Origin of the sequence: Lysinibacillus irui (assembly GCF_028877475.1) — a bacterium.
In the GTDB taxonomy this organism is placed as follows: Bacteria; Bacillota; Bacilli; order Bacillales_A; family Planococcaceae; genus Lysinibacillus; species Lysinibacillus irui.
This window is the reverse complement of record NZ_CP113527.1, coordinates 3,134,924-3,153,554: the sequence shown is the minus strand read 5'-3', so window position 1 is coordinate 3,153,554 and position 18,631 is coordinate 3,134,924. Positions and strand designations below refer to the sequence as shown.

The 18,631-nt window shown below is 37.0% G+C and carries 16 protein-coding genes; 11 read left to right on the top strand and 5 right to left on the bottom strand.

Annotation, left to right across the window (positions count from 1 at the left end; translation table 11 throughout):
* Window positions 1-137: 137 nt before the first annotated feature.
* The 3 genes from OU989_RS15900 to OU989_RS15890 form a co-directional block, all read right to left on the bottom strand.
* Window positions 138-1,271 carry a hypothetical protein gene (locus OU989_RS15900; protein WP_274793985.1) on the bottom strand — a complete coding sequence of 378 codons (1,134 nt, stop codon included), beginning with the start codon at window positions 1,269-1,271 and terminating at the stop codon, window positions 138-140.
* 284 nt (window positions 1,272-1,555) lie between these two features.
* A complete protein-coding gene (locus OU989_RS15895) occupies window positions 1,556-3,001 on the bottom strand; it encodes a M20 family metallopeptidase (protein ID WP_274793984.1) in 1,446 nt (481 codons plus the stop codon).
* Window positions 3,002-3,014: 13 nt separating this feature from the next.
* Window positions 3,015-4,259, bottom strand: coding sequence for an MFS transporter (locus tag OU989_RS15890; protein WP_274793983.1), 1,245 nt, complete (start codon window positions 4,257-4,259; stop codon window positions 3,015-3,017).
* A 137-nt stretch (window positions 4,260-4,396) separates the two neighbouring features.
* Here OU989_RS15890 and OU989_RS15885 point away from each other — a divergent pair, with 137 nt between their 5' ends.
* Window positions 4,397-6,409, top strand: coding sequence for a helix-turn-helix domain-containing protein (locus tag OU989_RS15885; protein ID WP_274793982.1), 2,013 nt, complete (start codon window positions 4,397-4,399; stop codon window positions 6,407-6,409).
* Between the two features lie 31 nt (window positions 6,410-6,440).
* Here the strand turns inward: OU989_RS15885 and OU989_RS15880 are convergent, their stop codons facing one another.
* Window positions 6,441-7,445: a nucleoid-associated protein gene (locus tag OU989_RS15880; RefSeq protein WP_274793981.1), complete on the bottom strand. Its 1,005-nt coding sequence runs from the start codon at window positions 7,443-7,445 to the stop codon at window positions 6,441-6,443.
* A 93-nt stretch (window positions 7,446-7,538) separates the two neighbouring features.
* On the opposite strand from OU989_RS15880, the gene OU989_RS15875 reads away from it, so the two are divergent.
* From OU989_RS15875 to OU989_RS15860, 4 genes are all read left to right on the top strand, one after another.
* Complete coding sequence (locus tag OU989_RS15875) at window positions 7,539-8,051, top strand: GNAT family N-acetyltransferase (RefSeq protein ID WP_274793980.1); 513 nt, start codon at window positions 7,539-7,541, stop codon at window positions 8,049-8,051.
* A gap of 291 nt (window positions 8,052-8,342) precedes the next feature.
* The gene (locus tag OU989_RS15870; RefSeq protein WP_274797361.1) at window positions 8,343-9,872 is read left to right on the top strand and encodes a spore germination protein; all 1,530 of its coding nucleotides are present in this window, start codon (window positions 8,343-8,345) and stop codon (window positions 9,870-9,872) included.
* A gap of 21 nt (window positions 9,873-9,893) precedes the next feature.
* Window positions 9,894-10,991 (top strand): spore germination protein, encoded by a 1,098-nt coding sequence (locus tag OU989_RS15865; protein ID WP_274793979.1) that lies wholly within the window; start codon window positions 9,894-9,896, stop codon window positions 10,989-10,991.
* Window positions 10,988-12,178: a Ger(x)C family spore germination protein gene (locus OU989_RS15860; protein WP_274793978.1), complete on the top strand. Its 1,191-nt coding sequence runs from the start codon at window positions 10,988-10,990 to the stop codon at window positions 12,176-12,178. Before OU989_RS15865 ends, OU989_RS15860 begins: the two co-directional genes overlap by 4 nt.
* A gap of 195 nt (window positions 12,179-12,373) precedes the next feature.
* Here OU989_RS15860 and OU989_RS15855 read toward each other — a convergent pair whose 3' ends face one another.
* Window positions 12,374-13,069 (bottom strand): response regulator transcription factor, encoded by a 696-nt coding sequence (locus OU989_RS15855; RefSeq protein WP_274793977.1) that lies wholly within the window; start codon window positions 13,067-13,069, stop codon window positions 12,374-12,376.
* A 144-nt stretch (window positions 13,070-13,213) separates the two neighbouring features.
* Between OU989_RS15855 and OU989_RS15850 the strand changes: the two genes are divergently transcribed.
* The 6 genes from OU989_RS15850 to OU989_RS15825 all read left to right on the top strand — a co-directional run bounded on the left by OU989_RS15850 (window position 13,214) and on the right by OU989_RS15825 (window position 18,599).
* Window positions 13,214-14,839, top strand: a complete 1,626-nt coding sequence (locus OU989_RS15850) for a flavin-containing monooxygenase (RefSeq protein WP_274793976.1) — start codon at window positions 13,214-13,216, stop codon at window positions 14,837-14,839.
* Between the two features lie 20 nt (window positions 14,840-14,859).
* Window positions 14,860-15,591 carry an SDR family NAD(P)-dependent oxidoreductase gene (locus tag OU989_RS15845; protein WP_274797360.1) on the top strand — a complete coding sequence of 244 codons (732 nt, stop codon included), beginning with the start codon at window positions 14,860-14,862 and terminating at the stop codon, window positions 15,589-15,591.
* 31 nt (window positions 15,592-15,622) lie between these two features.
* Complete coding sequence (locus OU989_RS15840) at window positions 15,623-16,579, top strand: alpha/beta hydrolase (RefSeq protein WP_274793975.1); 957 nt, start codon at window positions 15,623-15,625, stop codon at window positions 16,577-16,579.
* Window positions 16,580-16,727: 148 nt separating this feature from the next.
* Complete coding sequence (locus OU989_RS15835; protein WP_274793974.1) at window positions 16,728-17,144, top strand: YugN family protein; 417 nt, start codon at window positions 16,728-16,730, stop codon at window positions 17,142-17,144.
* Between the two features lie 152 nt (window positions 17,145-17,296).
* Complete coding sequence (locus OU989_RS15830; RefSeq protein ID WP_274793973.1) at window positions 17,297-17,461, top strand: hypothetical protein; 165 nt, start codon at window positions 17,297-17,299, stop codon at window positions 17,459-17,461.
* Window positions 17,462-17,522: 61 nt separating this feature from the next.
* Entirely contained in the window at window positions 17,523-18,599 is a 1,077-nt protein-coding gene (locus tag OU989_RS15825) for a PQQ-dependent sugar dehydrogenase (RefSeq protein ID WP_274793972.1), read from the top strand.
* Window positions 18,600-18,631: the final 32 nt, after the last annotated feature.

Here is an 18,631-nt window from a genome sequence, read left to right as displayed (position 1 = left end):
TTTGTTTCAACATGGATTACTATAACAAGCAAATTATGGTCAAACCATCGATTAACATGACTATTTAAGGGATAACATGACAATTTCGTCACATCAAAAAGAGCTGCTCCTATATCAATAGGAGAGCCCTTAAAAATTTATTGAGTTAGCTCTGGTTCTGGAAGTACAACTTGCCCATTTATTGTTAGTTTAGATGCTGAGATTAGGATGTCTCTATTAGCTTCATAATAAGGATCTAAAATTTTGTAGAAGGCCTCCCATTGCTCGCCAGCTTTTTCTTCTTCGCCATTTTGCTCAAGTTTCACGGCTTCTTCGTAGTGCTGTTTTAATTTAGTGTAATCTGATTGACTAATGTCGAATTCAATATCAGCCATATATTCTTCAAAAGAAATAGGCTCGTATTTAAAGTGTGAGTTTAGCATTTCGTAAAATTGCTCCCAAAGCTTCGTTGAAAGCTCTTCATTTTTCTCTTTGTCTGCTTTTTGAGCATCTTCATAGACCGTTTTTAGTTCTGCTAGTTCCTCTTTTGTTAATTCTACTTCGAAGTCTGCCATATATTGTTCAAACGTAAGTGGTGGATATAGTTCTGCGTAATAAATATCAAGAATCGAATAAATTTTATCTATTTTTTCTTGAGCTGCATCCATATTATCTTCTTTTACAAATTTTATCCATTCTGAATAAAGTGTTTTTAGCTGCTCTTTATCTTGTGCTTTAATAACGATATTTTTTTCAGCGAAAGCTGCTTCATTGATAAATTCCTCAAAGGGCTCTGGTTGCCAGTTTGCTAATTCATACGGTCTTGTAATGGCATTCATCGCCTCATAGATTCGATCCATTTCCTCATAATTCTCTTCTTTTTCAAACTTTTTTAAGTCGTTAAAAAGCTTTTCTAATTGGACAATCTCTTCTTTTGTTACCCCTTTAGGTAAACTTTTTTTGAATACGTCAAAGGTAAAGAAGTCTGAGTAATCTTTTAGAATAGTGCCCTCAACAGAAATTTCTTGACCTTCTACAAGCTTTAATTGCTCGATTTGCTTATCAGAGAACTTGTGTAAGCCAATGAAATAATTTTTTCCATCTGTTCCTTTCATAGTTAAGCCATAGCCATCAAAATATTTAATGGTCCCTTTTATTTGGTGTTCTATTTGAATTGTGACATTTTTTGTTGTTTCTACAGATGTCGCACCAGCCTGAAGCGGTGTTAAGACAGCCATTCCTAGTGTAAGCGCTGAAGCCAAAAGCCATGTTTTTTTAACAGGTTTTTTCATGTTTATCCATTCTCCTTTAGGTTAACTTCTGTTACCAATTATTAGACGTTTTACCAATTGAAAAAGTTTTAACTTTTTAGAAAAAAATTTAATTATTTTAAAAAAGAATTTAAAAAAACTCATGTCATTTATCGAACATTTCCCCTAGCAGTGTATCTATGCCATCCTGGACAACAACTAAATGATTAATATGATTGGCCTAGAAAGAGAGGCTATAACAAATATAAACCGATAAAAAATAAGACTTTCTATTGTTGATGATAGAAAGTCTTATTTTGTACAAGTTATGCCATTATTGCAGCTGATTCTCGGTTTGATTTAGGAGGGATTAAATCTTTTGGAATCAAAGCTTCATATGTTTCACCACCGAGACGTTCCACTAATTCTGCCTTCGCATTTTCGATCAATGTAGGATTTTCTAGCGCAGAAATGGCTGTACAAGCAATCGCCTTTCCAGCTAGCATCGTCGCCTCATGAGCATAGGATGATTTTCCTTGTGCGACTGCCTGCCATGTGTGGAATGGTGTGCCAAATGCCCATGTAGCTGTCGAGCATTGAGCCGTTGGGACATTCCAGCTAACATCTGCCACATCTGTTGAGCCACCCATGAAAAATGGTTCTTCTGGAAGTGGTGCAAGAAAATCAATAATAGGTCGGTCAACAAGCATCTGTGCTACTTCTTTTCCTACTTGTAAAGCCGCTACCTTCTTTTCCTCTTCGGATAGCGTGCTATAGATGTCCTTGGCAAAATGAATATCATTTTCTGTTAATTTTGCACTACCCAAATCCTGCATATGCTGATGCATCACTTTTTCCAATGTTTTATTAGGGATTAAATTATGACAAGAGCCAACAATTTGCTCTTCTACAGTTGTTTCAGTCATTAAAGCAGCTCCTTGTGCGCAATTGAGGACACGCTTATATAAGTCCTTGACTTGATTTGGTTTAGGTGCTCGTATCAAATAAGTCACCTCAGCCTCTGCTTGTACTACATTTGGTGCAACGCCCCCTGTATTTGTTACGGCATAGTGAATTCTCGCTTCATCTACAATATGCTCACGTAAATAGTTAACACCAACGTTCATTAACTCTACGGCATCCAATGCACTTCTCCCTAAATGAGGGGATGCCGCAGCATGGGAGCTACGTCCTTTAAATTTAAAAGTAGCATTAATAACGGCATTTGCTCTCGCATGCATAACAGTGTTAATCGTTCCTGGATGCCATGAAAAAGCAACATCTACATCTTTAAAATAACCATCCCTTGCCAAAAAGGATTTGCCATAGCCACTTTCTTCAGCTGGACAGCCAAAGTATTTGACAGTTCCCGTTAAGTGGTTATCTTCTAAGTATTGTTTAGTAGCGATGGCTCCAGCAAGTGCCCCGACACCTAAAAGGTTATGACCACAGCCATGGCCATTACCATTCGGAATGATCGGTTCATAATTCGCACTCCCTGCCTGTTGGCTAAGACCTGCAAGTGCATCATATTCACCAAGAATGGCAATTACAGGTTTCCCATTTCCGAAGGTACCAATGAAGCCAGTTTCAAGGTTCGCAACACCTCTTTCGACATGAAAACCTTCATTCTCTAATGTTTTACATAGTAAATCAGCGGAGCGTACTTCATCAAATCTTGTTTCAGCATAGTCCCAGATGCTATCGCTTACATTTTTGTACAGCCCACTTTTTTGATCGATATAGTTTGCAATTTTTTCAGTTAAACTCATAATCTTTCACTCCTTAGTCAATGATCTCGTTTATGGAAGGGGGATTGATAACAACTGTTTGTTTAGTTGGACGAATCATGAATAATGACACAGCACACACAATGGTAAAGCCAATTAACATAGCAAATGCGGGACTATATGAACCACCGAAAGCCTCCACTAAAAATCCAATAAGCATAGGTGTTAGTACGCCTGCAAATTGTGCACCGGTATTAATAAAGCCATTTGCCGTTCCTACAACTGCCTCTGGTAAAATCTTCAGTGGCACAGAGGTAATTAAAATAATATTAAAGGATAGCATGACGGTTACAATACTTTGACATATTGTAAAGACTAGCATGCTCGGTGCATTCGCCATGAGTAAAAGACCAATACCTGCAATAATAGCGAAAATTCCTGCTACAAGTTTATCTCGTCCTTGTGGCATTTTATCTAGAATATAACCGCTACACAGCATTGCAAAGATTCCTACAAACGGAGGAATGGCTGAGTAGATACCGACAGCAGTCAACTCCAAACCCCTTACTTTAGATAAATACGTAGGCATCCAAGAGGTTAAGCCCCAGTTCACTGCATAAATACTAAAGTAGGCAATAAACAACTTCCATATCATAGGTGTCTTTAAGACATCCCTTAATGGTGCTTTTGAAGTTTGTGTTTGTACTTGATGGATAGCTGGTATTTCTTTTTCCTTCACTAGGAAGAAGAAACAAAGTGCAACAACGATACCGATGGCCCCTACGATATAAAAAATATCTCGCCAGCCTAATGCCAGCATGAGATATGTTCCTACAATGGGTGCTACGACGCCCATAATGGAGCCGGATGTTAACATTATGGACATAGCTTTACTGCGCTCATCGACAGGAAACCAATTGGCAATACCTTTTGAAGCAGCAGGGAAATAGCTACCTTCACCAACCCCGAACAGGAATCGAATGACAATGATAGAAAGGAAAGACCAGGCAGCTCCCGTTAATACGGTGAAGATTGACCACACTAAAATGGTTGAAATGAGCACTTTTCGATAGCCGAAGCGATCGGCTAACCAGCCACCAGGAATTTGCATTAAAGCATAGCCTGCAAAAAAGCTACTTAAAACAATGCCAGTTAATGCTTCAGTTAATTGTAATTCCTTTGAAATATCAAGAATGGCAAAGTTTATGATGAAACGATCAAAATTCCCTAACGACCATCCTAAAAATAACATGGCTATAACAATATATTTTGTATTTCGAGCTTTAGTTGTTGCTGTCATCGTTTGTCCTCCTAGCTATAGTAAATTTGGTTATATTGCAAAGTATAAAAAATTTAGACTTTTCTAACAATGTATGTTTTCATATAATAAAGGCGTTAAATATAGATATATATACATAAAGGGTGAGGTATATCGTGATGCTAATAGTAGATAGGCTACAACAATTTCTATCTGACTTTTGCAATCTTTCGCAATTTCAGATATGGAAAAATATCAATGAGGATCGTTTCTCTCTTGTCATTTCTCAGGGGATGGAAGAACAACTGGCTCCTTCACATGACAAGAAAAATATAGACGTATATGAGTATCAATTTCAATTCCATGAAAAAAGACAATTGGTCTTACGGCTCCATAGAGCACTATCAGCTACGGAAAACCAAGCAATCGAAACATTACTTCATGCTTATTATTTGGAATTAATGTTAGAAAAAGAGCAATTTATTCGAGACAAAATGATGGAAAGTATACGGGAAATTTCAGTACTAAATGATATACACACATTGTTGACGAAGATTTTGGAGAATGCGCTATCGGTTATACCGTCTGCAGACTTTGGAGTTTTATGGATGTATGATGAAAGTGAAGCTGCACTTGTACCAAAGGCTTGGGTGGGGGGACCTGGTGAGGACATTAAAAATATGCGCATGAAAGTTGGCGAAGGGATTATCGGAAAGACTTTCAAAGATAACCAATCTATGATTTTAAATTCGTATACAGACGTTTTAAAAGCCTCCTCTTCTGTGACAGAAGAGAATTTACGTCATTTATTAAATGCCTATACTTTTGAATATTTACAATCGGTTATTGCTGTTCCAATTGCTGTAGAAGAGCAGACATTATGTGTGGTTATTATTTATCAAAATGGAGAAAATGCCTTACTAACTATAGAAGATAAACAACTGTTAGAAAGCTTTTCGGATCAAGTATCCATTGCACTTACGAATTCAAAACTATTTCAGAATTTAAAACTTCAAAATGAATTGCTACTCCAACGGGATCAAATCCACCACACCTTTATGAAACTTTCCTTGCAAAATGCAGGTATGCAAGTCATTGTTAATGAAATAAGACATATGTTAAATTTACGCCTCGTTATTATGGATTTAATGGATGATTCAATTTATGCAAGTCCACGTCATTGGATTGAAAAGGGTGATTTGTTCCGTTTTGTACATTTAACAGAAACGCCAGCATTTTATTCACTTGAAGTAGAGAATGAGCAAGTTGATTACTATATTCAGCCTATCATCGGTGTTGGTCAAATTCTTGGTTTACTGCTTATCGAGATCAATGAACAAAAGCTAGAATCGATTCACAAATTAATTATTGAACAGGCAAGCTCCATTATTGCACTAGAGCTGATACGGAAGCAAACAATAGTAGATTCGTTTTATAAAAAAACACATGATCTTTTTCATGATTTTTTAACGTCTAAGGACCCTGGGCAACTCATGAAAAAAGGGGAAGAGCTTGGTATTCAGTCAAATGCCAATTATGCTGTCGTTTTAATTCAATTATCTACGGGCACAGATATTCAAGCAATGGATATGCAAGTACATCTGTTGATTAGTGAAATTAAAAAACATTTTCAGGATCATGCCCCAATAGTGTTTGGTTTTGGTCATAAAATAACGGTCCTTTGCCAATTTAAACGTATAAGTAATGAGCTACTACACCTCGTGCAGCAATTTCAAGGAAGCTGGGAGAAGGTTAAAAACAATTCATTGAAAATTGGAGTTGGTACATTGTATTCGGGGATGGATCAAATAGCAAAAAGCTATAATGAAGCAGATAAAGCACTGTCGTTTTTAATGACCCGCCAGCGCTGGGGTATCATGCATTATCAGGAGATTGGTGTGAATCGACTATTTATCCATCAAACACAGGAAGAACTTCTAGGTTTCGTGAATGAAGTGTTCCTTCCGTTACGAAACGAGAAAACAAAGCATCACCTACTAGAAGAAACCTTGCTTATGTATATAAAACAAAATGGCTCTGTAGGGGAGACTGCTAAACAATTACACATTCATGTCAATACTTTGTATCAGCGATTAAGAAAAATCGAAGAAAAGTTAACGATCTCTTTTCAAAATGCAGATGATGTATTAAGGCTTCAGCTTGCCTGCTATTTAAAAGGGATGGTACATTAAAAAAAGGCATCCCTTTAAGGGAATGCCTCTTCTACATCTCATCCTGGAAATAAATTTTATAAAATTTTCGATTTGTTGCTTCATCATATCCTACTTCAATCAGTTCATCGATTTGGTCGATATGTTGAATATTTACTTGTATTTCAATGTTGGCATCGAGCTTAATTTTACGTTTATATTTTTTTTCGGCCTTTTCTAATGCACTATCTGATATAACCGTTTCATAGGGTTTGACTGAGTTGATCAGTATATCCTTTTGTGTAGCATCAGCTTGCTCAAATACAGTTTCAATATAATGGTTTACTTGAAACTCTTCTTCATTTCTAAAATAATCCAATGTTTTATTCAAAAGTCCTAGCTTCTCTGTGTTTGAATAATTTTCTTCCTTTAAAATGTATTTTTTACATTCAGTGAGCGCTAAATCAGTTTTATGATAATATTCATCTGCAACTTTAATTTTTAAAAAACGTTCTTGCCAATAAATGATATCCTCTTTACGCTTAGTTTTCATAAATACAGCAGGAGGTTGTTCTGGCCCCATATCCACAATAATGGCCATATTATTAATTTTTTTGACGTTAATGCCATCAATGCCGTTGACAATCATTTGATTTTGATCATTTTTAACATCTAAAAATATTTCTTTTTCATCAATTTTAACAATGGCAATAATCTTTTTTTCCTCATTCAATAGTAAACAGTTTTCAAATAAGCCAATAAACAGTTCACCGCTTTTAATATTGGGATGCTGTGACACACTATGTAAGTGTCTAGCTATATTTTGTGATTGTTCTAGAAAGCTACTGTTTTGTTCAAAAATGGCCTTGGCGTACGTATAAATTTCATTGAGAGCAATATTTGTTTCATGGAAAAATTCGAATTGTTGCTCCAAATCAATCTTACTAAATGCAAGCTGTGTAAAGGCTGCTTCTAACATGACCTCGGGCTGAGTAAAGGCTTCTTCACCCAAAATAAGTGTCTCGTTCAAAAAATGTAGACTATATTGTGCTAATTTACTTTCACTAACTTCAAGCATAAATTCCACCTTCTAATTTTTCATAGTAGCTAGTATACCATATTCTATTTAATAGATTTCATTTATCATGTTCTAAAATGTTGGGAGGATAAGATGGATCAGTCAAAAATAAACTCAAAAGGCATTCAATTAAGAGCGATTACAATAGAGGATTTTCCTAGTGTTTTAAAATGGAGTAAAGATGATAGGTTTTGTTCAGCCAATGGATGGAATATTAATAGCAGTTATGAAGAACTTTATGAATGGTGGCTCCGATATGTGGAAAATAACTCTGCTGATTTTGTACGAATGGGGATAGCGTATAATGGTACACTCATAGGTTATGCCGATTTAGTGGATATGAAGGAGCAGACAGCTGAGCTAGGACTTGCTATTGGAGATAGTTCCTATTGGGGAAAAGGGTTTGGTACGATTGCGACAAAATGCATGCTAGCTTTTGCCTCTGAAAACAATAGGATTGATCAGTTGCTAGCAGAAACACACGAAACAAATTGGCGAGCAAGAGCCATATTAGAGAAAATAGGGTTTAGAGAAATAAGTAGAAGGGGAAGTGCGGAATATTTAGGGGAAACCAGTCAACTCATTCAATATAGTATTGTATTCTAAATCTACTACCAGTACTCCAATTTTTGGGGGCTGGTTTTTTTAGGTTCCTGTTCAGAATATTGATGGTTAGAAGTTTAAAATATGGTGGCTTAGATAATGATAAAAACATGTAGAGATACTATGTATGATGTCTACTAAAGAGGGTGATGATTTGTGTGGGAAAAAGTGATTTCCTACATGCCACATTGGCAAGTTTTTATGCAGGCATTTTTAGCATTTTTAATTCCATTTTTGATTTTCAAACTGTTTAATGGTTTTTTATTTGTAAAAAAGAACAATGGAATGATTGATATGAAAGAACAAACTGTGCAAGGTGAGGAGCAGTACGAATCTGTTTCAAAAACGCTTGACCAATTTACAGGAGTTTATGATGTTGATCTTTTAAAAATAAAGAAAGAATTGGAACATAATTGGGATGTACAATTCAGAGAGTTTCACATAGGGAATACAGGTATTCGTGCAGCCATCGTCTTTCTAAAAGAATTATGCGATAAAGAAATGATCGATAAGCATATTTTGAGATCATTAATGGAGGGACTAACTGAAAATCCTACGATTATAAAAGGCTATGAATTGCAGCAATTAATAAAAAATGAAGTTCTTCCTGTGAGCGATCTATTCGAGGAATCAACCGTGATGAAATCTGTAGGGGGGGTACTAACTGGGGCAACAGCATTAATTATTGATGGTATACCAAGTGTATTTATACTTGGTACTGCACAAGGAAAGACACGCAATCTTGATGAGCCTATTTCAGAAGCATTGGTGCGCGGACCAAGATTAGGCTTCACAGAAAATTTAAGCGTGAATACTTCCTTATTAAGGCAACAAGGTGAAAATCAGCATTTAGCTATCATTAAAATGGAAGTTGGCACGCGTATCAAAAAAGAGCTAGTAATAGCCTATATAGATGAAATTGCTGAGCCCGATTTAATTGAAGAGGTGAAGAAACGAATCAGCAAAATAAATCTAGATAATCTACCTGAATCTGGTTATATTGAACAATTGATTGAGGACAATTACCTTAGTCCTTTTCCGCAAGTTCAAAGCACCGAACGTCCTGATCGTGTTTTTGCAGCCTTAATGGAAGGGCGTGTCGCCATTTTATTAGATGGGACCCCTTTTGCTCTCATTGTGCCAGTAACCTTTAATATGCTTTTACAATCTCCGGAAGATTATTACGAACGTTGGTTACCTAGCTCACTTATTCGTTTGCTTCGCTTTCTTGCGGCAGGTATTACATTGTTTGGACCATCCATATATATTGCTTTTGTGTCATTTCATCAGGGGCTAATCCCGACTAAACTTGCTTTATCGATGATGTCGACAAGGCAAGGTGTTCCATTTCCTGCATTAATCGAAGCACTGATCATGGAAATAGCGATTGAAATCCTACGAGAAGCTGGACTTCGCTTACCTAAGCCGATTGGTCCCACAATGGGAATAGTTGGCGGACTTGTCATCGGAGAAGCGGCTGTCCAGGCAGGAATTGTTAGCCCCATTATGGTCATAGTCGTAGCATTAACAGCTATTTCATCCTTCGCTATTCCACAATATAATGCAGGGATTTCGTTACGTATGCTACGCTTTATTGCAATGCTTTCTGCTGCTTTATTTGGGTTATATGGAATTATTCTATTTTTCCTTTTCCTGTGCAGTCATTTAGTAAAGTTGAAAAGTTTTGGTGTACCTTTTGTTAGCCCAACCGTTCCTTATCGAGCAGGGGATTGGAAGGATTTTATGGTACGTATGCCGTTAAAGATGATGAAACGTCGACCAAAATTGTTAAAGCCTAAAGACACTATTCGCAAAGGGAATTAGGAGGAAGGGAGAATAATTGCCATGTCCGATCGTTCAAAAGATAAAATAACAACGTCACAAGCAGTTGTTATTATTATTAACTATATTCTAGCAACTGGGATTCTTACCTTACCTCGTGCATCGGTAGAGAAGGTGAAAACGCCAGATGTTTGGATAAGTGTTTTTTTAGGTGGCATCGTCGCAATGATAGCGGGCGTTATCATTGTCAAGCTTAGTCAACAATATTCAGATAAAACTTTTTATCAATATACTCAAGACATTGTTGGCCAATGGCTAGGCTGGTTGATTAGCTCCTGTGTCATTGTTTATTTTTTTACTATTTCTGCATTTGAGGTTCGGATAATGGCTGAAGTGACCTCCCTCTTTTTATTGGAGGGAACGCCAACATGGGCCATTATTTTACCCTTCTTATGGGTTGGGCTGTATTTGATTAGTAGTGGCATCAATTCAATCGCACGATTATTCGAAATCATTTTCCCCATAACCTTTGTTATTTTTTTACTAGTTGCTTTTTTAAGCATAGGCATATTTGAGATTGATAATCTTAGACCCGTATTAGGTTTAGGATTAGTACCGATGTTAAAAGGTGTAAAAACAGCTACATTAGCCTTTTTAGGACCTGAAATTATGCTGTTGCTAGTTGCTTTTATGTATCCATCAGATAAATCGAAAGCGATTAAGGTAGTTTTAGTTGGCATCACAGTACCTTTACTTTTTTATGTCATTACTGTCGTGATGGTGATAGGTGCTCTATCTATTGATGGGGTAGTGACAAGGACATGGCCAACAATTGAACTAATGAGAAGTTTTGAAATTCCTGGCTTAATTTTTGAACGCTTTGAATCATTTTTGCTTGTCATATGGATTATGCAAATATTTGCGACCTTTACGATTACTTATTATGCTGCTGCCTTAGGATTAGCTCAGCTTTTTAACAAAACTATACATCCTTTCCTATATGGCTTATTGCCTGTTATTTATATCATTGCTATGACGCCAAAGAATATTAATGAACTGTTTAAATTTGGAGATAAAATTGGCAATGTTGCATTAATTTTATTTGGCGTAATCCCTATAACCTTACTCCTTATATCAAAACTGAGAGGACATAAATCATGAAGCGAACTCTTCGATATGTGCATCTTTTACTAGTGATGATGGTTGCCCTACTTCTCACAGGCTGCTGGAGTAGTAAAGAGATTGAAGACTTAGGGCTAATTGTAGGTACGTCCTTGGATTTAGAAACTGGGGACGTTACGTCAGAAGAGCAACAAGAGGCTAGATATGCTAATAGAGAGCTGCTTACGGTCACGAATCAACTTGTCACTTCAGAGACAACTTCTACGGGTACCAAAACAGGGCCAATACATCAGAAAGCCTACAAAAACGTTTCGGAAACAGGAGATGCCGTTTTGCCTACACTACGGAATATGGTGTTAAAGATTGATAAACGTGCTTTTGCTGAACATTCCAAAGTGATTGTGATTGGAGAGGACCTTGCAAGTACTATCAACTTGCAACAAACGTTGGATTTTTTTCTAAGAGAGTTGGAAATACGACCAAGCGGAATATTGCTAATTGCTCAGGGGCAAGCAAGGCAGGTGCTTGAAACAAATGAACCAACTAAAATTCCAGCCTTTCAATTGGTAGAAATGATGCGTGGACACGAACGAACGACAAAGATTTTGCCTCCTATGACGATAGCTAAATTAGAAGGGAAACTGTATTCACATTCTAGCTTCTTATTACAAAATGTGGTGGTAGAAGATGAGGAAGTAAAATTTTCAGGAGCTGCGGTCATTGAAGGGAAATCCAAAAAACTAAAAGGTTTTTTAAATGAAAGTGACTTAGAGGGTATTGCATGGATTACGGGTGAAGGAAAGGGAGGCTTAGTAAAGGGTTTTGATGAAGCGTCGAATTCCCCTATCGTATATGAAATATTGTCTTTGAAAACTAAGATTATCCCGCATGTTGAAGGGGATCGTATTTCTTTTACAATCAAAATAAATTCCGAAGGCAGAATAGCAGAGCATTGGGTACTAGCAGACAAAACATTTAATAATCAATTTTTGAAAAAAGCAGAGAAAATAATCGAGAAAGAAATTGAACGTTTAGTGATGAAAACATTGGATAAATTGCAACAAGAATATCAGACGGATGTTGCAGGGTTTGGCAATAAATTGAGAATTGAGTATCCAAAGGTATGGAAAAAAGTAAAAAAAGATTGGGATCAAATTTTTAGTGAAGTTCCAATTACATGTGATGTTACTATATCCATCAAGGATTACGGCACGTCTGGTGATTAACTTGTTTAATCACCTTTTTTGAGTCGGAATATGATGGAAACGGAGATCGATTGAACTCATTGACCATATGCATGAACCACTTTAAAAGGAAGATTTTTTTCTCATTAGAAATTATTTATTTTGATAGAGTTCCTGACACTCAATTTGAATATAAAAGTTAATAAAAATAAGGGGAGTAACTAGCTCCCCTTATTTTTATAGAAGGATGCCTTCCTGATAAAGAATGCTAATGGCGTGAGAGCGATTTTTAGCATGCAATTTTTTGATAGCAGATTTAACATATTGAGTAATAGTTAATTCACTAAGATTCATAAAACCTGCAATTTCCTTCGTACTTTCTCCTATTGCTACCTGTCGCATTACCTCAAGCTCTCTTTTGCTAAGTGAGACTTCTTTTTTACCGTTTCTTGCTTGAATGAAAAGCTGGCCAATAATGTTCCCAAAGGTCGTTAAGTCTTCTAAGATCTTTTCCGTTATAGTAGTCCCTTCCTCCATTTGTGTACTACAAATATATCCAAAAACATATTGACCTATAAAAATGGGGACAATTAAAAACGAATTATTTTGCGAGTGAATAGAATATTTAATACTAATATTCTTTAAATAATCGATACCTGTACAAAATTTAGCTTTCTTATCTTCGATAGCAGAGTAAATAATAGGAAAACTACGAATTTCTTCTCGAATTTCACCGATATGACTACCACCAGATTCATTCAAAAAAATTATGCCTTCAGCTACAAAGCCTATTGGAGAATACCTTAATAAATAGGCATCCTTGAGAGGAAAAGAATCTAAATATACCTGCAAAATGTGTATCAACAACTCTTCATGATTAGCAAAACTTTGGATCGTGTCGAAACGTTTTTGAATGGTATAAAGATTGGACATGATTTATCCCCTTTTTTAGGTATATACTACCCTTAAAATAAGGAATTTTCAATATATTCTGTAAGTTGTAGTATTTAAGTTAAGAAAATCCATTATTTTCTTAGTTCGTATTAAGTAAATTATGAAGATGAGGGGGCACAAAATTTGGGGAGTCAAACAGTCAACGAGGTGGATGCAGTTGTTTTAGGTGCAGGGTTTGCGGGCTTGTATATGTTACATCAGCTAAGGAGTAATGGTTTTTCTACCATTGTATATGAGGCTGGAGATGGTGTAGGAGGGGTATGGTATTGGAATCGTTATCCTGGTGCTAGGTGTGATATCGAAAGCATCTATTACAATTATACTTTCTCAAAGGAATTATATGAAGAATGGACATGGACATCTAGATTCCCAGAACAAGAAGAAATATTGCGCTATTTAAATTATGTGACAGATCGTTTTCAGTTACGAGAAAGTATCCAATTCAACACACGTGTCCATGCAGCACATTTTGATGAGGAACAGAATAAATGGCTCATTCATTTAAATGATGGACAGCAGATTTTAACAAAGTACTTTATAACAGGAATAGGTTGTTTATCTGCTGCTAATATTCCTAACATTCAAGGGTTACAACAATTTCACGGAAAATGGTATCATACTGGGCATTGGCCACATGAAAAAGTTAACTTTAAGGGAAAACGAGTAGGGATTATTGGGACAGGCTCAAGTGGCATTCAAGCAATACCTGTTATAGCAAAAGAAGCAGCACATTTAACCGTATTCCAACGGACGCCACAGTACACGATCCCAGCCCGTAATCATCCATATGATAACGACTTTATAAAAGAAACAAAGCAAAACTTCGAAACGTTAAAGCATGCGATGAGAAATTCTGTTTCGGGTACACCCTTTGCACAAAATCAGCAGTCTGCCATGGAGGATAGTGATGATAGAAGGCTAGAGGTTTTTGAAGAGGCTTGGGCACAAGGTGGCTTTGCCTTCTCAGTGACTTATCATGATTTGTTAACGAATGAACAATCCAATGAAGAAGCAGCGGAATTTATTCGCTCCAAAATACGTCAAACTGTCAAAGATCCAATTGTAGCTGAAAGATTATGTCCTACATATATGTATGGGACAAAAAGACAAGTTTTAGATAGCGATTATTTTGAAACCTATAACAGAGATAATGTTTTACTTGTGGATGTGAAAGCATCACCTATTCAACGAATAACCGAAACAGGTATTCAGACATCCGACGATCAGTACGATTTAGATATCATCATTTTTGCTACTGGCTATGATGGTATGACGGGGCCGTTATTTAAAATTGATATTCGGGGAAGGGGTGGCGTGACACTGAAAGAAAAATGGGAGAATGGTGCATCTGTTCAAACCTACCTCGGACTTACAACAGCTGGTTTTCCAAATTTATTTATGATAACGGGACCAGAAAGCCCTTCTGTACTTGTGAATATGCCTGTCGCTATTGAACAGCATGTAGAATGGATTGCACAATGCATTAACTACTTACGTGAACACGACATTGAAATAATGGAACCCTTTGAGGAAGCAGAAATAGCATGGAGCAAGCATTGTAGAGAGATTGCTAATGAAACACTATACGTCAAAGGTGATTCCTGGTATACAGGAGCTAATATTGAAGGGAAACCTCGAAGTTTTTTAATCTATCTTGGAGGATTTGATTATTATACAAAACGGTGCAATGAAGTTGCTCAAAACCATTATGAGGGCTTTAAGCTAATGAAATTAAAATCGATATCATAGTTTGAGAGAGAGGAGCATATATAAATATGGAGCAACAAGTAGTCATTATTACAGGTGCCGGAAGTGGTATAGGCAGAGAGGCTGCTAAACTACTTGCAAAAAAGGACAAGGCTTTAGTATTAGTAGATTTTGATGAAAAAAATGGTCAAGATACATTAAGCGTAGTGAAGAAACATCAACAACACGCAATTTTTGTCCAAGCTGATGTGGCAAAAAGCCAAGATGTCAAAAAGTATGTGGACGCTGCAAAAGAAACATTTGGCAGGATTGATGCCTTTATTAATAATGCAGGTGTTTTAAGCCCTCCAGCACTTCTTGGAGATTTAGATGAAGAGACGTTTGATCGAGTAATTTCGGTCAATCTTAAAGGGGCTTTTTTAGGTTTAAAGTATGTGTTGAAAGAAATGGAGCAACAACAGTCAGGTGTTATTGTCAATACCGCATCAGCAGCAGGTATACAAGGACAACCCTATTTAGGTGGCTATGCAGCTAGTAAGCACGGTGTTGTTGGGCTAACGAAAACAGCTGCTATTGAATATGGACCAAGTGGTATTCGGGTTAATGCAATTTGTCCTGGTGGTGTGATGACAAACATGACAAAGGGATTAGCATCAAGCCCAGAAGAAAATGGGCCATTGCGAAGATTAGCGGACCCTATTGAAGTTGCAAATGTAATCGCTTTCTTAATTTCACCAGAAGCTTCCTATGTAAACGGCGCTGTCATAACTATTGATGGCGGATTAACTTCTTGAAAAATAGCTAAATAAGAGAGGATGGATCAGAATGGAACATCGAATTAATCCAGAACTAAAAGAAACATTAGCTTTATTTCCCCCTTTAGATTTAGACAATGTACAGGCTACACGAGAGGGAATGGCGGCAGTTGCCGTACCAGCACCAATAGATGAACATATTGCAGTTGAGAATAAAATGATTCAGGGGCCTGCTGATCATCATGATTCACTGCGCGTTAGAATTTATAAGCCAAAAGAGCAAAATGAGATTTACCCAGGGCTGCTATGGATTCATGGTGGTGGGTATGTGTTAGGTGCTCCGGAGGGGGATGATTTACTATGTCAGCGCTTTGTCAATGAAGCAAAATGTGTCGTTGTATCTGTAGACTACAGACTTGCACCTGAACACCCATATCCTGCACCGCTGGAAGATTGTTATTCCGCATTAAAATGGGTAGCGGATCATGCAGATGAACTAGGAATCGATCCTAATCGTCTAGGCATTGCAGGCGCAAGTGCTGGTGGAGGGCTAACAGCTGCCCTTGCATTACTTACTCGTGATCGTAACTATCCAAAGCTTAGCTTCCAAATGCCTCTATATCCAATGATAGATGATCGTAATAATACACCATCCTCATTAGAAATTACTGGGCATATGATTTGGAACCATGATCTTAATCAAAAGGGATGGGAAATGTATTTGAATGGAGAAAACGGCAGTGCTAATGTGTCTCAATATGCCGCTCCAGCTAGAGCAGAAGATCTATCAGGTTTACCGTTTACGTATACATGTGTTGGTCAATTAGATCCATTCCGTGATGAGACTTTACAATATGTCACAAAGTTATGCCAGGCAGGAGTAGATGTAGAATTCCACTTATATCCTGGATGCTATCATGGCTTTGAAAGCATTGTTCCAACTGCTGATATAAGTCAAAGAGCTGTTACGGAGTATGTAGAAGCAGCTAAATATGTTTTAAACCGCAATATTTCGGTTCCTCTATAAAAATTTTAGAATGTCTCGAAGCTTTGATATATCAAGCTTCGAGATTTTTTGATAGTGTTCATTCACCAATTTTTAATTAGTACATAGCAAGTTTGTAATGCCACCTTTTAGGTTAGACTTTTATTGAGTGAAAGGAGGAGAGTGCAAATTGTTACAGTTTGATTCAAAAATTGTTGGGAAAGAGATTGGTTTTGGTTATTTACGAGATAAAATTGCCGATCGTGGTTTTACAATCGGAGGTAATTGGGAGTATTATAAAGGCAGTTTCGATTCGGTATTATGGAAAGAAGCGGGCGAAACTATATATTTACGCGTCCCCTTCATCGTAACATCTGGAGAACTTGATAATGAAGATTGCCAAATTCGTTTTCAAAAGCCGTTTGTCATTAAGCATGTTGCCAATATTGGCTTAGATTATGACGAGGGATCTTTACTAGACGCAACTGGTGCTAGCCAATTCCAAACACCACTTGATACAGATGGACACATTCATGATAAAAGTAGATGGATTCAGGCAGGAGAACAAGCAGTAGAAGAGAAAGTGCTGCCTTATTTCCTGCATTAGCTAGATAAATTTGAATAGCTATTAACAACATTTTTATGTCTTTTATCCTTTTTCTGATTGGGAACTTGTAATCAAAAATAGAAATAGAATTGTCGTAAGAATTTTCCAATATTATAATAGTGATATTCTATACTACTATAAGAGGTGAGTTTATGGACAAAGTAGCTATTGATGATTTTCAACATTCCCATCAAAAATTGCAACAAGAACGACTCATCCATCGGAAAGAAGCGTATCTTGAAGTATTAGAAAAAACAAAAGCATATGGTGAAATAATTATGTTTGATAGTATAAAAGGTAATAAAAGAGGCGTCTAGATGACGTCTTTTTCTATTTTTATAACGTATCGCTAGAATATCAAGGAAAGGATGATAAACAATGAAACAACTCATGCCATTTTTCCTGCTACTAATAGTTTTATGTGTTGCTTGTACTTCAATCAAAGATAAGGAGCATAAAAGGCCTGATAACGAAGACACGCGTTCTACACTCACAACCAATTCAACTGCTGAGATAGTAGCAGATCAATTGCAAACACCATGGTCTATTCAAAAAAGTGGAACTGCTTTTTATATAGCTGAAAGGCCGGGAAATATTGTGAAGATTGAGGAAGGGGCTGTTGATAGGCAACAGGTCATGCTAAAGAAAGAGCTCTCAACAGCGCCAGAGGCCGGATTGTTGGGATTTGTACTAGCACCTAATTTTTCTACAGCACAGGTTGCCTATGCCTATTATACGTATGTCGAGGGATCGGAACAGTTTAATCGCATTGTGACATTAACGTTGAGCGATAATAGGTGGCAAGAGACGGATCTCATTATTGATCGCATTAGAAGTGGTACCTATCATCATGGTGGTCGTTTGCAAATAGGTCCTGATGGTAAGCTGTATGCTACGGTTGGAGATGCGACACAACCATCCTTAGCACAGAATTTGGATGCCCTAGAAGGGAAGATTTTACGCATCAATTTGGATGGCTCCGTACCAAACGATAATCCTTTTCCAAAATCGTATGTATATAGTTATGGACATCGAAATCCACAAGGCATGGCATGGGCAGCGGATGGGACAATGTATGCAAGTGAACATGGCAATTCAGCAAATGATGAAATTAATTTGATTGAAAAAGGAAAAAATTACGGTTGGCCAATCATTGAAGGAATGGACCAACAGCAAGGTATGATAACACCACTCTATACATCGGGTGCTTCTAAAACATGGGCACCATCGGGTATGGCCATCGTCAATAATCAATTATATGTTGCAGCACTAAGAGGCTCAGCTGTGTTACAGTTCGATGTGACAAACAATAAACAAGATGAGCTTTTTACTGAATTTGGTAGAATTCGGGATGTTTTTGTGGAGGAAGGATACCTTTATTTTATAAGCAATAATACGGATGGTCGTGGAAATCCACAATCTCGTGACGATAAGCTCTATCGAACACCGTTGTGATATAATAGTTGTGAAAACATGGAAGATAAGTG

What these genes read in the sequence shown, in the direction of transcription:
- OU989_RS15900 (WP_274793985.1), bottom strand. Translation starts at nt 1,271, where the DNA reads ATGAAAAAACCTGTTAAAAAAACATGGCTTTTGGCTTCAGCGCTTACA.
- OU989_RS15895 (WP_274793984.1), bottom strand. Translation starts at nt 3,001, where the DNA reads ATGAGTTTAACTGAAAAAATTGCAAACTATATCGATCAAAAAAGTGGG.
- OU989_RS15890 (WP_274793983.1), bottom strand. Translation starts at nt 4,259, where the DNA reads ATGACAGCAACAACTAAAGCTCGAAATACAAAATATATTGTTATAGCC.
- OU989_RS15885 (WP_274793982.1), top strand. Translation starts at nt 4,397, where the DNA reads ATGCTAATAGTAGATAGGCTACAACAATTTCTATCTGACTTTTGCAAT.
- OU989_RS15880 (WP_274793981.1), bottom strand. Translation starts at nt 7,445, where the DNA reads ATGCTTGAAGTTAGTGAAAGTAAATTAGCACAATATAGTCTACATTTT.
- OU989_RS15875 (WP_274793980.1), top strand. Translation starts at nt 7,539, where the DNA reads ATGGATCAGTCAAAAATAAACTCAAAAGGCATTCAATTAAGAGCGATT.
- OU989_RS15870 (WP_274797361.1), top strand. Translation starts at nt 8,343, where the DNA reads ATGAAAGAACAAACTGTGCAAGGTGAGGAGCAGTACGAATCTGTTTCA.
- OU989_RS15865 (WP_274793979.1), top strand. Translation starts at nt 9,894, where the DNA reads ATGTCCGATCGTTCAAAAGATAAAATAACAACGTCACAAGCAGTTGTT.
- OU989_RS15860 (WP_274793978.1), top strand. Translation starts at nt 10,988, where the DNA reads ATGAAGCGAACTCTTCGATATGTGCATCTTTTACTAGTGATGATGGTT.
- OU989_RS15855 (WP_274793977.1), bottom strand. Translation starts at nt 13,069, where the DNA reads ATGTCCAATCTTTATACCATTCAAAAACGTTTCGACACGATCCAAAGT.
- OU989_RS15840 (WP_274793975.1), top strand. Translation starts at nt 15,623, where the DNA reads ATGGAACATCGAATTAATCCAGAACTAAAAGAAACATTAGCTTTATTT.
- OU989_RS15830 (WP_274793973.1), top strand. Translation starts at nt 17,297, where the DNA reads ATGGACAAAGTAGCTATTGATGATTTTCAACATTCCCATCAAAAATTG.
- OU989_RS15825 (WP_274793972.1), top strand. Translation starts at nt 17,523, where the DNA reads ATGAAACAACTCATGCCATTTTTCCTGCTACTAATAGTTTTATGTGTT.